The sequence below is a fragment of the Arthrobacter sp. TJ-266 genome (assembly GCF_058269115.1).
Genome location: NZ_JBZCNC010000007.1, coordinates 12692 through 25606, shown reverse-complemented (window position 1 = coordinate 25606; position 12915 = coordinate 12692). Strand labels below are relative to the sequence as shown.

General features: G+C 61.2%; 18 protein-coding genes and 1 pseudogene. 9 read left to right on the top strand and 10 right to left on the bottom strand.

Translation table 11 applies throughout. The features are described 5' to 3' along the window. The first annotated feature begins 6 nt into the window (after nt 1-6). Genes AC4D12_RS15990 through AC4D12_RS15980 form a run of 3 tightly spaced genes read left to right on the top strand, consistent with a single transcriptional unit; the run spans nt 7 to nt 946 of the window. Complete coding sequence (locus AC4D12_RS15990; protein WP_490950943.1) at nt 7-396, top strand: hypothetical protein; 390 nt, start codon at nt 7-9, stop codon at nt 394-396. 8 nt (nt 397-404) lie between these two features. Continuing rightward, on the top strand, nt 405-692 hold the full coding sequence (locus tag AC4D12_RS15985) for a helix-turn-helix domain-containing protein (RefSeq protein WP_490950942.1): 288 nt from the start codon (nt 405-407) through the stop codon (nt 690-692). Further along, nucleotides 689-946 carry a ParB family protein gene (locus AC4D12_RS15980; RefSeq protein ID WP_490950941.1) on the top strand — a complete coding sequence of 86 codons (258 nt, stop codon included), beginning with the start codon at nt 689-691 and terminating at the stop codon, nt 944-946. The genes AC4D12_RS15985 and AC4D12_RS15980 overlap by 4 nt, the downstream gene beginning before the upstream one ends. A 282-nt stretch (nt 947-1228) precedes the next feature. On the opposite strand, the gene AC4D12_RS15975 is transcribed toward AC4D12_RS15980, so the two are convergent. The 3 genes from AC4D12_RS15975 to AC4D12_RS15965 form a co-directional block, all read right to left on the bottom strand. Next, nucleotides 1229-1819 (bottom strand): hypothetical protein, encoded by a 591-nt coding sequence (locus AC4D12_RS15975; RefSeq protein WP_490950940.1) that lies wholly within the window; start codon nt 1817-1819, stop codon nt 1229-1231. A gap of 25 nt (nt 1820-1844) precedes the next feature. Continuing rightward, nucleotides 1845-2174 carry a hypothetical protein gene (locus AC4D12_RS15970; RefSeq protein ID WP_490950939.1) on the bottom strand — a complete coding sequence of 110 codons (330 nt, stop codon included), beginning with the start codon at nt 2172-2174 and terminating at the stop codon, nt 1845-1847. 157 nt (nt 2175-2331) lie between these two features. After that, nucleotides 2332-2406, bottom strand: a complete 75-nt coding sequence (locus AC4D12_RS15965; protein ID WP_490951025.1) for an excalibur calcium-binding domain-containing protein — start codon at nt 2404-2406, stop codon at nt 2332-2334. Here AC4D12_RS15965 and AC4D12_RS15960 point away from each other — a divergent pair. Next, nucleotides 2376-2621 (top strand): hypothetical protein, encoded by a 246-nt coding sequence (locus AC4D12_RS15960; protein ID WP_490951027.1) that lies wholly within the window; start codon nt 2376-2378, stop codon nt 2619-2621. The two genes, AC4D12_RS15965 and AC4D12_RS15960, sit on opposite strands and share 31 nt — an antisense overlap. A gap of 22 nt (nt 2622-2643) precedes the next feature. Here AC4D12_RS15960 and AC4D12_RS15955 read toward each other — a convergent pair. Together AC4D12_RS15955 and AC4D12_RS15950 are read right to left on the bottom strand one after the other, a co-directional pair. Continuing rightward, nucleotides 2644-3102 (bottom strand): annotated as a pseudogene (locus AC4D12_RS15955) (excalibur calcium-binding domain-containing protein); the annotation flags it as partial. A 302-nt stretch (nt 3103-3404) separates the two neighbouring features. Continuing rightward, nucleotides 3405-3692, bottom strand: coding sequence for a hypothetical protein (locus AC4D12_RS15950; protein ID WP_490950938.1), 288 nt, complete (start codon nt 3690-3692; stop codon nt 3405-3407). A 434-nt stretch (nt 3693-4126) separates the two neighbouring features. Here AC4D12_RS15950 and AC4D12_RS15945 point away from each other — a divergent pair, with 434 nt between their 5' ends. Further along, the gene (locus AC4D12_RS15945; protein WP_490950937.1) at nt 4127-4423 is read left to right on the top strand and encodes a hypothetical protein; all 297 of its coding nucleotides are present in this window, start codon (nt 4127-4129) and stop codon (nt 4421-4423) included. 297 nt (nt 4424-4720) lie between these two features. Here the strand turns inward: AC4D12_RS15945 and AC4D12_RS15940 are convergent, their stop codons facing one another. Further along, on the bottom strand, nt 4721-5368 hold the full coding sequence (locus tag AC4D12_RS15940; RefSeq protein WP_490950936.1) for a GNAT family N-acetyltransferase: 648 nt from the start codon (nt 5366-5368) through the stop codon (nt 4721-4723). A 305-nt stretch (nt 5369-5673) separates the two neighbouring features. On the opposite strand from AC4D12_RS15940, the gene sigK reads away from it, so the two are divergent. Then, on the top strand, nt 5674-6315 hold the full coding sequence (gene sigK / locus AC4D12_RS15935) for an ECF RNA polymerase sigma factor SigK (RefSeq protein ID WP_490951024.1): 642 nt from the start codon (nt 5674-5676) through the stop codon (nt 6313-6315). 140 nt (nt 6316-6455) lie between these two features. Here the strand turns inward: sigK and AC4D12_RS15930 are convergent, their stop codons facing one another. Next, nucleotides 6456-7169: an ANTAR domain-containing protein gene (locus tag AC4D12_RS15930; protein WP_490950935.1), complete on the bottom strand. Its 714-nt coding sequence runs from the start codon at nt 7167-7169 to the stop codon at nt 6456-6458. A gap of 605 nt (nt 7170-7774) precedes the next feature. On the opposite strand from AC4D12_RS15930, the gene AC4D12_RS15925 reads away from it, so the two are divergent. The 3 genes from AC4D12_RS15925 to AC4D12_RS15915 all read left to right on the top strand — a co-directional run bounded on the left by AC4D12_RS15925 (nt 7775) and on the right by AC4D12_RS15915 (nt 9504). Continuing rightward, the gene (locus AC4D12_RS15925; RefSeq protein WP_490950934.1) at nt 7775-8614 is read left to right on the top strand and encodes an ANTAR domain-containing protein; all 840 of its coding nucleotides are present in this window, start codon (nt 7775-7777) and stop codon (nt 8612-8614) included. A 297-nt stretch (nt 8615-8911) separates the two neighbouring features. After that, entirely contained in the window at nt 8912-9034 is a 123-nt protein-coding gene (locus AC4D12_RS15920; protein WP_490950933.1) for a ribbon-helix-helix protein, CopG family, read from the top strand. Nucleotides 9035-9267: 233 nt separating this feature from the next. Further along, nucleotides 9268-9504, top strand: coding sequence for a hypothetical protein (locus AC4D12_RS15915; RefSeq protein ID WP_490950932.1), 237 nt, complete (start codon nt 9268-9270; stop codon nt 9502-9504). A 132-nt stretch (nt 9505-9636) separates the two neighbouring features. On the opposite strand, the gene AC4D12_RS15910 is transcribed toward AC4D12_RS15915, so the two are convergent. The 3 genes from AC4D12_RS15910 to AC4D12_RS15900 are packed head-to-tail and all read right to left on the bottom strand — an operon-like array spanning nt 9637 to nt 12434. Beyond that, a complete protein-coding gene (locus tag AC4D12_RS15910; protein ID WP_490950931.1) occupies nt 9637-10311 on the bottom strand; it encodes a hypothetical protein in 675 nt (224 codons plus the stop codon). After that, entirely contained in the window at nt 10308-11558 is a 1251-nt protein-coding gene (locus AC4D12_RS15905) for a hypothetical protein (RefSeq protein WP_490950930.1), read from the bottom strand. The genes AC4D12_RS15910 and AC4D12_RS15905 overlap by 4 nt, the downstream gene beginning before the upstream one ends. Further along, a complete protein-coding gene (locus tag AC4D12_RS15900; RefSeq protein ID WP_490950929.1) occupies nt 11559-12434 on the bottom strand; it encodes an ATP-binding cassette domain-containing protein in 876 nt (291 codons plus the stop codon). Nucleotides 12435-12915: the final 481 nt, after the last annotated feature.

Below are 12915 nucleotides of genomic sequence, written 5' to 3'. Positions count from 1 at the left end.
CACACCATGACCGAAGACTTTGACGAGTTCAGACTGGCGGACGAGGAGGAACCGACCCCCGTGATCGTGTCGTCGGCTGACGCGATCTACGAGGAGCTGCGCACGATCTGCCACCACAGCTTGCCCGGACATTCCATCCCGGCCCCGGTCGCCTACAAGGTGCTCGGGAGCCTCAAAGGCGTCGAGTGGCTGCTCTCGCAGGCCCTCGCCCAGCTCGCGGCCGGCCTCGGAAAGTCCCTGGACACCCACGACGTCTACGAGTGGCAGGGCGGTGACCCCGTTCAGTCAGTCGCCACAGCAACCGATCATCTAACCCGTGCGGCCGGCCTTGCCAGGCAGCTCGGCGTCGAGCTCGCAGAAGCACAGAACGCCATCGCCGGCCAGGGCTACCGGTAGCCGCCGCCATGAGCGACGGAACGGGTTCTGTCGAGCGGCCGCAGCCGTTGCGGTTCCTGACTCTGCAGCAGGCGGGCGAGGAGCTGAACGTGCAACGCACGACGGTGATGGGGCTCATCAAAACAGGTGAGCTACCGGCCATCCAGGTCGGCGGCCGCGGGCAGTGGCGCATCGAACGGACCAAGCTCGAGCAGTACATCGCCGCCGCCTACGATCGAGCCCGGGCAGAACTAGCTCGAGGGGAACAGGTCGAGGGACAGATCGGGGAAGAGGTTGGGGGAGTGGAGCGGGAGTGAGCAAGAACAAGCCGGCGTCGTTCACCCCGTACTTCAGCCAGGCCGACGCGGACCAGGTCCGCGCGGCGTTCCTCGCAGCAGGCAATGCCGAGGGATATCGCTCTGTGACAGACTTGATTGAAGCAGCTGTGATGCGTGAGGTGAAGCGCCTGCAGCGTAAGCACAACCAGGGCAGGAAGTGGGAACCGGTCGCACCGGGAGCCCTCCGCCCAGGCCGACGGACTCTCACCGAAGAGAAGAACCGGGCCCTCTAGATTTCCTCGTTGCGGGGAAACGCAAGAACAGCAGTACGGAGACGGAAGCTGGTGGTGCAGCTTCCGTCTCCTTCTTTTTGACACCGTAGCCTCCACATCGCCGCTGGCACCGTGGGAAGAAATGACGACTACGCCTTGGGCCTAATCGGACCGCGCCGAGTCTCCTTGAGTGGACACGTGGCACTTGCAACGCTTTACTTGGTATAGCTCCCCTCCTGCTGGGTGGGTTGAGAAGTAAAGGCCAGGACCCCCGTGATTAGCGGGACCTGGCCTTCGCGCTTCCTACACCTCGATGTCGATTCGCTGCACTGCTCCGTCATAGAGATTCAGCCACGTCTCATCGTGGCCTGCCTCTGCGTCTCCCACCGCCCCGAGCATCTGATCCGGGATCCATAGCATCGGTTCGACAGAGGGCAGGGCTATATCCACTCGCAAGGTCGCCGGCATTGCTCTGCGACCACGCAGCTGGTCCACCAAACGCATGTCTCGCTTGTTCAGCGACGGTGTTCGATGCTCCAAAAAGACATTCGATACCTGCATCTCGCCAAGCTCCCATAGCAGCCGCTCCATGCACTTCGCACGAGCCTTCTCCTGCTTCTTCAGGTTCAGCGGCGTGCCGATCACCACCATGTGTGCCACATCGAACCCTGTGACCAGCCCGGTCACCTGCTTCTTTTCCCGGTCCTCCATGTCCGACCAGTGGAGCTTCCGCGCACCTCTTGGCAGCACTGCCGTCAGCTGCTCCCGCTTGGATCCACAGTCGGAAGGGTCCGCGATGACAGCTCCCAACAGATACATGCCCCGCTCCGTGGGTGGAACGCGCATGCTTTCGTCCACCCACGCATGCAGCTGGAAATCGTCAGGTTCGGGCATCCGTGAATTGTCCCAGACCGTCCCGTCAGTTTCGTTCCGGCGCCGACTGAATCGGTGTGACTGCGCTGAGCCACACCCAGCCCTCGCGGTGGATCTTGATGAGGGGTTCGATGAACCGGATCTTCACCGCGGTCCTTGTGTAGGAGACGGCATGAGCCTGCACCCTGATGGCTTTGGAGGGGTAGCGAACCCACGCATACACCCGCCGCGGTTCAGGGAAGTCCTTCGGCCGGCAGTTCTCCACGTCGAGCTCGGCCGCGGTGAGCATGATCAGCTCCTCCCGCATCACGAACTCCTCAATCCGCGCATCCAACTGCTTCGCGTAGAAGCCGGCGTAGCGCTTGTTCTGGCCCACCCCCGGACAGTACGAGACCACGCCGACAATCAACGGGCTATCGCTGAGAGGCGCAACAAAAGGTGTGCCTGCCCCTCCTATAGCTGAGGGACAGGCACACCTAAAAGTTATCAGTCTCGATGTCCGAACAACGGTCCGTTCGTTTCGCCGCTATCGGTCAGTTCTCGCAGCCAATGCCGTCGTTGTCGTTTCCATCAAGCCGTGACTGCCACCCGGGTTGACCTTCGTAAATTGGCGTTGCTCCTGCGGCACGCACCGCATCGCAGTTCGCGTAAGGAGCAACAGGAGCCGGGGCGACCGGTTCAGGTGCAGGCGGAGCCGGTGCTGGGGCGGCCGGCACAGGTGCCGGTACAGGTTCCGGTGCTGGCACAGGAGCGACCGGCGGATCTGCAGGAGCTGGTGCTGCCGTATCGGGGAAATCACCGAGAAGCGCCGGGTCATATTTGACGTCAGCGTTCTCGCACGCCACGCCATCTTTGTCAGGGTCGAACTTGGCCGAGTATGCGGGCGAGCCCGCAGGCATGTTGTAGATGCCCCTGGCTGCGGCTTCCGCGCAGCTGGTGATCGATCCGGCAGCGACGAGCTCAGGGGCCGGGATGGCGGTCTCTGAAGGCGTGGGAGTCGGCGCGGGAGTCGGTGTGGGAGTCGGTGTGCGCGTGGCGGTCGGGGTAGCAGAGGGGGTCGCTGACGGTGCAGCAGTGGCCGTGGCGCTCGGAGAGGCTGTGGCAGTCACAGTGGGGGTCGGCTGTGCTACTGATGTCTCCTCAACGCTCAGCGACGGAGGAAGCAGTAGGCCGCCCACGATGAGGAGAGCGAAACCGACTCCCAGGGCCACACCGCCCCACTTCCTTCCAGGTAGTCGCAGCCATGATGGGCGCCCGAAGATCAGCGTGTAGAGACCGGTACCGAGCAGGAAGAGCGCCAGCATCACGAGCATGCCGGCGAATCCGCCAGCAACTGCACCCAGGATCAGAAACAGAAGAACGATCGCGCTGACGATCCACGTGGAGACCCCTGCTGTAGGCCGCGGACGTTGTGGTGGGTACGGCGAAGGCTGTGCAGAGTGGTGGTCGAAAGCTGATGACATGTGGGATCCCCAGAAGAAGTTAACTTCGAACACCGAATCGTACTGCGAGCCAGCTCATAGTGCCGGCGCAGTCCGTGCGTAAATCCGCCGTTATATGTCTCGCGTGGAATTCACCTGCCGCAGGCGGTCAGCGCTGATTGATGCTACTGATCGAAGATGTCGTCGGACAAAGGCCGTCCCTTGAGGATCGGAAGGTTTTCGACGTCCGCTCGGAGGCGTCGAGGGAGGTTGTCTATGAGCTCGTTGAGAGCCAGGGCGACCATGTTCCGTTCGCTCACTTCGAGGGGGTACAGGCCGTGGAAATAGGCGTCGAGTTCAAGAGGGTCGAGGATCCCGCCGACACTGAAGTAGTGCAACCACAGATCATCTGCTGTGAAGTCCGCAGCTTTGGCGGCGCGGGTTGTGCTTTGCTGCTGACTGTCCTGAGTCATGAAAACCCCTGATCGATCGGTATGACCGGGAAGAGGTGATGTCCGTGCTCTTTGAAACACCGCTGAGAATCCGGGTTATCTCAGGAAGACAATCAATAAGACTCAAGTGTAACTTCTGCTCCTGGATTATTGGCTGACTATACGCCGACGAGAAATTGCGCTCGAAGGGGAGGTCCGCCGTGTGAACCGCAGTGGCACAAGCTCTGCAGCAGAGGATGCACCGCCGGAATGCCGCAAGGTAGCGTCACCAGTTCACCCAGGTGTCGATCGCATACCAGCTAAAGTGCCGTCTCAGTTCAATGACGGTCGCAGGGGCACGGCTACTGTCCTCAGCCGACCAGCTGAGGTAGACATAGAAAAGGAACCCGCGGGGGCGGCTTCATCACGACCGGTCAGCAGATCCGGATCATCCAACAGAAGAGGGTTCAGGCGCCATGTCCACAGAGGATCTCCATAGGATCGCCGTCGCTGCTGCGGACAAGGAAGTAGCCGCGTTCGAACTCGATCACGCGGACCTGAACCTGAAGGAAGCAGTCGTCGTCGCCCTCGAGCACGGCACACCCCCTGAAGTGATCGCTGAGGTGGCCGATCTCGAACCCGAGGAAGTCATCGAACTCGTTCACGACGTCGAGGAACCGGCACTCATGACGCTCAGCGAAATCGACCCACTCAACGGTGACGGGCCGGAAAAGCTCACGATTGAGTTACCTTCCGCCAAAGACGCTGGCTAAGTCCTACACATATCCCTCGTGGTCAGGTGATCTTTGTGCCCAATTCGTTCCAGCGCGTCGCCCTGGAACCCATGCCGTACTAGGTCGACGGCGAGATCCGAAAAGTCAACGCCAACCCAACAGTCACAATCAACAGCGACCACCAAGGGCTCGTGACCCTCGACCGATCTTCAGCCCATGTCGAAAAATCGGCCTTGCCGATGCTCTTCTTGCAACTATCGACACACGCAGTCGTCACAAGACGCAGCCCAGTGGGGGCTAGCCCTCACTGAGTCTCGCCATCGTTGGATCTGGTCGTCAATGAGTGGGCGCGACGCTGCGATGTGTGATCAGTGCGCGGTAGTGCGGGTTCTCGGTCAGGAAATCGATTGCCATCTCGCACTGCGGCACCAAACCCAGCCGTCGCTTATGAGCGTTGAGCACAACGTGCCGCATCAGGGTCACGTCATAGCTCTGACCCTCGAATCCGGGCTGTTCGATTCCCTCGACGAGCACAACATGATCACCGCTCGCCACGTACTTCATGTACGCGGCGAGAGACCCGTCCACGAACAGTTCGAACCGGCAGTACAGCGGGTTATCCCGGAATGTTCCCTTGGCCGTGGATGTGGCTGCTTTGCGCGCAGCTTCTTCTGCCCTGGCGTCAAGTTCCTCAGTGATGATCGCGTGACGGGCTGCGACGCCAGCAGGCGGATTCCTGGCGTCCAGCAATGCGAAAGTCCGGTTCGCCAGTACACGGAGCTCACGGGTCGTGAGCCCGGCGCAATCGTTCACGGTCAGTAGGTCATCGAGCTGAGCAGCGGCGCCTTGAACGGCGACCGCCGTCATATCCACCGGCCCGCCGATAAGTGTGTCCGCCGACATGTTCACGGGCGTGTCCGCTGGTGTGGAAGTGAGGCTCGGGTCATATCGGTCAATCTGGGCAGAGTGCAACGTCGTGGTCATCGTCGTTCCTGTCCTGGAGCTGCCTGAGGCCTTCCTCTAGACCCCAGAGGTGTCACAGAGTAGTAACGAACGCCGTAAAAGCAAACCCAGATGACCCAGAAGCAGCGAGGTCATCGGTGGTTCTCGCGGCCTTCGACGTCGATCTGCTTACGCTTCCTGAGCGCCGCGAGAGCTCCTCGCAAGAGGCTGGACCTGAGGGTGGAATCACGTGTTCGAGGCATGCAGGCCCAGCGACGGTGCTCTTCGGCAGGCTGCTGAGCAGTGCGCCGGTGCGGGTTAGGCTCACAGCAGGGCGGCGTGGTTTTATGGTCGCCCGGACATGTACTTCTCGGTCTCATACCAGTAGGTGCTTAGTGCTCTCCAGTAGTCCTTCCGACGCTCGGTCACTCCGCCGGGACCAGGAGCTCACCGTCGGTGAGCTCCTCACCGGTGTCGCGGATCAGGATCAGGACGCGTTCGATGAGCTGTATCGGCGTTGCTCCTCCCGCGTGTACGGGTTGGTGCGAAGAATCATTTGGGATGAGCAGATGAGCGCCGAAACAGTGCAGGACGTGTTCCTGACCATCTGGCAGGGTGGCACCGCCCGCTACAACCCGAGCCTGGGCACGGGAATGTCATGGCTGCTCACCATCGCTCACCGCAAGGCCGTCGATAAGGTCCGGGCGGAAGAGAACCACCGGGTCAGGGACCTCCGCTGGGGCATCAAAAACCAGTCCGTAGATTACGACCAGGTCAGCGAGACTGTCCTCACCCGAGAGGACACCGAGGAGGTCCGCGACTGCCTGAAAAACCTGTCCTCGCTGCAACGCGAAGCCATCTACCTGGCCTACTACGACGGCCTCACCTACAACGACGTCGCCGCCCATCTCGGGATCCCAATTTCCACCGCCAAAACGCGGATCCGCGACGGTATCGCCCGCCTCCGATCAACACTGCAGTCAGCCTGAACTCCGATCTCCGATCTCTGAGCTCTGAGTTCTGAGCGACGAAAGCACATGGCGCGGTGGCGCGATACTTCACCTGCACGGTGCACGGTGCTCGTTGCTCGTTGCTCGTTGCTCGTTGCTCGTCGGCCGTCGCTCCGTCGTTAGTGATTGGCGGGGGCGGCTACAGCTCTGTCGATGATCTGTTGGGCGAGGACGCGCACCTTGATGTTCTGGTTGTTCGACGCGGAGCGGAGGATCTCGAACGCTTCGTCCTGGGTGCACCTGTTCTGCCCCATGATGATTCCCACGGCCACGTTGATCGGGGGTCGGGTGGCGACCGCGACCAGCAGATCATGATGAGGGTTGCTGCCCGAGCTCAACCGCAGGACGAGGGCGAGGGCACTCGCGGCAGTGGCGGCGAAGTTCCGGGCGATGGTCTGCCGCTCGGGCGTGAAGACGCTGGGGTCCGTGGCGTAGCAGTTGATGCTCGCGCGGCTGTAGTCCGTCAGCAGTAAGGGGACGCTCATCATCGACCGGCACCCGTAGTCGGCGACGGACTGGAGGTAGGCCGGCCACCTGGGTTCGGTGGTGGTGTCGTCGACGACGGTGACGGTGCCGGTCTTCATCGAGGAAAGACCTGGGCCTGCGCCGTTGTCGTGTTGACGTTCGTTCATGACGTCGACCGTGGGGTCGGTGCTGACCAGGGTGGTTGTTGTGTTCCAGTCCTGGTAGCTGATAGCGCAGACGACGTTTGCGGGGGCCATGTTCCGCGCGGAGAGGACGACGAGTTGGTCGAGGAAGTCCTGGACGTCGTCGTGGGTGTGGGCCAGGTCGAACAGAGTTGTCGTGTCGATGTGATCGGGCGACTGGCTCATCAGGCCACTGTAGGTCGGCGTCGGGACCACAGGACGCTGGACGGGCAGAGCGCCGGAGATAGATTTCGTTCGGAGCCGGCTTCTTGACTCCGAACGAAGAACCCCATGTCCGCGCACGCGCCTCGATGTACTCAACGAAAGAACGCGGACACGTCCAAGATCTTCTGTTGCCTACCGTCAGTCTGCGCCTCGTAACGCCTACCGAAGTTCCGGGTCACCTCTGGTTACCCTCAAGCCACAGGTCTTAGCGGGCGTCCCAGGTGATGCATTGCTGCGTACATGCCCACACCTTCTGACCGGCGATGGTGCGTTTGCGTGGTTCGCGGATCCGAATGATCCCGCCGCAGTGTGGGCAGAGCTCGGGGATCTTCGTTCCTGGCTTACTCATCACGCCGTCCCTCCTCACTCGTTAGGTATCAGCCCGAGGCACGCTCGGGTTCCGCGTCGGGTTCAGCGTTGGGCTCCTTCAGGGCGGCTGCCGAGCTGGGATTTGGTCGGTTTATGCTGATCATGTCGCTTAAGCAGCGGGCGGCGCGAGGATTTTTCGCGCGCGCTCGGCACTCTTAGTCACGAAGAGCCAGCGTAGGTCATCTGCTGGTTGGAGCATGATGAGCGGCAACATGGGTCCGAATGCCCGCACCCACGACGATGACCCTAGCGTCGACTTCACCGCAGCGAGGCCGACGAGTTTGGGTGCTCCTGAGAGTCCAACTGCACCGTCCAGTGCCCTTGGTGACAGTCCTGACTTGTTGCAGAACTTGGTCCTGGACAGCCCTGATGTGCAGGCTTTCCTCTCCACGCTGGCACGGCACGCAGCCGATCAGTTCTCGAGCGATGGTCACGACATCCACTGCGGAATCACACTGCTGCGCCCGCGGAAGACCGAAACAGTAGCCAGCAGTGATGACCTGGCGCGGAGCATCGATGAGTTGCAGTACCGGCTCGGTGACGGCCCGTGCCTCGACGCAGCCCGCAACGGCCGCACCAATCACGTGAGGGACATGGCCGGGGACGACCGGTGGCCGGACTACCTGCAGGCGATCGCGGAAACCGGGGTCCGATCCATCTTGGCAGTTCCGATCCCGCTGGCAGGGGACGCGAAAAGCGCGCTGAACCTGTACTCCTTATCGATGAACGCGTTCACCACCGAAGCAATCGAGGACGCGGAGACATTCGCGAGGACGACGTCGGCGACCCTGCGGCTGGCGGTGCGTATCGCCCGGCTCGACGACGCCCAGGAGAACCTGACCGCAGCGCTGCGTTCCCGAACAACCATCGACCTCGCCGCAGGCATCATCATGGCGCAGAACAGGGGCAGTCAGGACGAGGCGATGGAGGTCCTCCGGAAGGCTTCGAGTATCCGCAACGTCAAGCTCCATGCTGTCGCCGAAGCCGTCGTCGTCTCAGTCAGCGAAGCGGCGCCCAGAACGCACTTCGAGCAATAGCAGTTACCTCCGCTCCCGTCACCATTCGACATCCAGCCGGCGTCTTGAGCCTTGCGTTGGGTACAGCCCGCGCAATAGCGACACCTGGCGGCCGGCGCATCGACCTCGCCCCGGTAGCCGCTGGCATACTCAGGCGAATGGACGATTTACAGGTCCGGCGAGTTACTCGCGAGGACATGGAACCTGCGCTCGAGCTCGTAGAGCAAATGTTCCGAGAGCTCGGTACTTCAGAAGCTGTAGAGGGTTGGCGTGACGGCGGTTGTAAACCTTATTTACCGCTGACAAGGGGAGGCCTACGTGGCTACTAGCAGACAGCACCCGCACCCGTCCGGGCAGGTCGTCTCCGTGCGACTTCCGCCAGACATCATCCAACGGATCGACGCCCTGGCCGAGCACACGGGCCGCAGCCGCGGCCTCTAGATCCGCCTCGCACTGACTGCGTTCCTGCCGCAGCTTGAGAAGGATCACTGGAACCAGAAGACTGCCCGTTACGAGCAGCACGGGTTCGATCGAGACTTCCAAGCGCTCATGATGCGCCACATGGAAGAACCAGAGTCGAACATCTAGACCAGGATGCGCTGCCCGTTAGCCGATGCCTTGGCGCACTAAGCTCTGCTGGTGGGAGCACTGGATGAGGGACAGGAGACTACGCAATGAAGCCGTGGATCCATCCTGCGGAGGGCCGGTCAAGGATCTACTATCTCCTGCAGATCATCGCGTGCGCAGCAGTAGCAGTAACTATTCCAATCCTGGTCCTACTGGAACCCACAACCGATCATGTGATCATCGCTGTGTTCGTTTTTATCGTGGGGATCCTTGGAGTGTTTCTTGGCTTCAAAGCGCTCAAGGATCTGCCGAAGGTCTATGCGACAGAGGCCGAAGAAGACTAGCCGCCATGCAAGCTGGGTGTCCCACACCAGGATCCTCGACCGGGCATGTGGGAAGTGCGGTCCGTTTTGTGCGGGGTGTGTTCAAACGGTTGTTAGATCTACGTCGTTTTGTGTGTCAGATCCGCGCAGGCATCAGTGCCCGAATGTTCTGCGCCGCGCAGTATTCACGAGGCGACTGACTGCTTCTGGTAGCTCTGGAACACCGTTTCTTGACGCGGTGACCAGAACCAAGCCAATTATCCAGACGATGACAGCTGTTGCGAACGCTGGAAACGAGTTGTCGGGCTGAGTGACCAGTGTGAGTACTTCGTTGTCGTTGGAGGTCTGGGTGAGCATGATGTAGGGGAGGATCGTCCACGCGGTAGGAAGAGCCCACCCCAGTGAAGGGCCGAACAGGCTCGCGCCGATGAACCCTGCGCCGGTAAGGGCACAGAGGTTTCGCACTACCGCGAGTGAATCAACGGACGCGTCCTGGTCTGTCCCCGCGAAGCTGGTGAGCAGTGATGCAGACAAGCCCAGTATGAGCGCGGCCAGGACGGTGAGGACGACGTAATTGAACGCTCGGAGATGGCGTAGCGACCTCGTTGCATGCCGTTCCTGGGCCTGTAGCGGGGACAGTGATGACGCTTGGAGCAGGACAGCGCTCAGCAGGGGAGCCTGAGAGACGACCGCTATGAGGTATCCATCACTGGGGTTGAGCGAGTAACGAATCGGCCCTGCCAGCAGGATGATCAGAGCGCTGCACACGGCGACGATCAAATTGGCTCGCCATCGTCGCAGGCGAGCGAACAGCAACAAGCCGGTCATGGCACGTCCGCGCCAGTGAGGGTGCACGAGGCGTAGGCCTGGTAGTTCTGTTGGAACCATGCCGCACGGTCGGCGTCAGGAATCTGCGCGAGACCCCGAGAGATCTCGTTGTCGTCTGACCCTGCGGTGCTCTCGTAGAACCCAGCAAGCCAACTGTTGACCTGCTCGACAACGAACGCGCCATTCGAGTCCTGGCATTCGGGTAAAGCCCCGTACTCCCGCAGATAGAGGAACACGGAGAAGGACAGGTCACTCTGACTGGACCACCGCTCGAGGTACACGCTGCGGGAACCGTCGGACGGGTTATCACCGATGCCCTGGATGTTCTGCTCAAGCCGGGACGCGGCTAACGGTGTTCCAGCCGTGAGTTGATTGAACCGCTGGAACTCGCTGTGCAGTGCTTGGCCAGCATTGGAGTATCCGGTGTTCAGGCACAGTACGGGGTCGGTTCCTGTGCAGGAGAAGTCCCTGGGGTTCTCTACCGCGGTCACCTGGCCATTCGTTGCGATTATCGTCGCGCCAGCGCCCACCATGGCCACTGAGAGGACGATAAGCCCCGACAGGGTCGCGGCTGATTTCTGCCGACGGAGACCCACGAGAAGGAACAATAAGGTTGAGGCGGCAACGAAGAAAACGATCTGGGACACCGCAACGGGTGTGATAACTCTGTTGAACACGGTGAAATAGGTCGTGCTGACCGGGAACAGCGAAAGCACCCCGTAGGGCGGTCTCAGGATCAGGATGATGACGTACGTGATGTAGAAGGCCAAGCCGACAGCTGGGCCGACGTACCACCGGTACGGAAGAGTCGCTCCCGCCACATAGCCAAGGGTCCCGGACAGCAACAGTGCGCACGCCAGGCCCACAAGCCACAGCGCTGGCGGGCTGCCGTAGGCACCCGTGAGCAGGGCGTTGACGCTGATGATCGCGACAGCCGATCCGTAGCCCAGGAGCAATGGCACCAGCACTATGAGTGCGTGGCCTGAACGCACCACCAAAGGTCGACGAGCCGCCGTGCGGAGTCTCCACCGGTTCGCGTGCTGCCACCGGTTAGCCTCTACAGCCGCGACCCCTGCAGCCACAACGCCGGTGAGCACCGAGGCTGAGGTCAAGCCGTTGACCCGGTCAGCCCACAGGTTGAACCCGACGGTCTGGCGGTTCAGAGCGAGTGCCAAGGTGATCGCGGCGATGAGTATTCCGCCGACGACGACGGGACTTCGGAGCAGTACCGCGCGCATCGCACCCACTTAGCGCACGCCTTCCTTGGTGCGGCGAATGACTGCCAGGTAGCCGGCCTCGATCCCGGTAGCAGCGTTGTCCGTCCCTAGCCCAGCTGCTGCCAGTTCGGTCGGCGTGCCGTCGAAAGCCACGGTCCCGTTGCCTATGACGAGGACTCGATCGGCGATGGTCTCGACGTCGTCAGTCATGTGGGTTGAGATGATGACGGTCCGGGTTTCGGCTTGAGCTCGCAGGAAACGGCGAACCGTATGGCGCTGTTCCGGATCGAGTCCGACCGTCGGCTCGTCAAGCAAGACGACAGATGGGTCGTGGACGAATGCCTCCGCGATACCGACCCGCTGCTGCATGCCGCCCGAGAGGCGATGTACTCGTTCGTTCGCGAGATGCTGAAGATCAAGCTCGACCAGCACACGATCAACAGCAGCCCGGGCGCTGGCAGATTTCAGGCCCTTCAACCACGCGACGTACGAGACGCTGTCTCGCACAGAGAAGCCTCGATATGAGGACCATTTCTGGGGGAGGAAACCGGTGGCGGCGAAGTATTTACGTGGGAACCGATCGGCACGAATGTCCTTACGAACCAGTTCAACGCGTCCTTCCGCGATCGTGGTCGGATCCGCGAGGGATTCCAACAGGGTGGTCTTACCAGCACCGTTCGGACCGAGAATCGCGGTGACGCCTGGGCCAATTTCCACTGAGAATTCCGTGTAGATCGCACGCGATCCGCGGTGCAGTGTCAGCCTGTCGGCCCGCAATACAGGCATCGACTCCACCCTCGAGGACTCTGGTTCGTTCTCCGTCATTGCCTCACCGTACTTGTCCCAGTTGAAGACAACTTCCAGTTCCAGACAGTCATGGTCGGAGCCTACGAACAGGTGCTCCATTTGCGGATCCTGCAACGTGCTCTGGGTGGTTCAGGTCCGTTAGGTGGTGGGTGCGCCGTCGATGATCTCGCAGCCTCGGGTATCGGCTCCAGGGCCCCTTCAACACAGTAGGTGACAAGGGAAGGGTGCTGTATGTATCTCGGCATGGGCTGACACTAACCGCTTCGACAGTCGTTGAACTACTTAGATAGATGTATCCAATGGGGGATGGGCTTAAGGACCACTTCGCCGGACCTCATCCGTCAGGGAAGTCCAGTAACCAATTCCGTGCCGCGTCGCTCGACATCTCCCGCGGCAACACCCCACGCTGGATTAATCCACGTGGGGAATTCGGGGATGCCGTCCCGTAACCACATCCCGCAAGACGTGTACACGACGCCGTTTAGTAAAGCGACCGTACCTAGGCGACGCAGCGGCTTCTTGCCCGTAGCTGTAGGCGTACCCCCGAGGTGAATAACTCTGTTGTTTTGCAGTCTCTTCG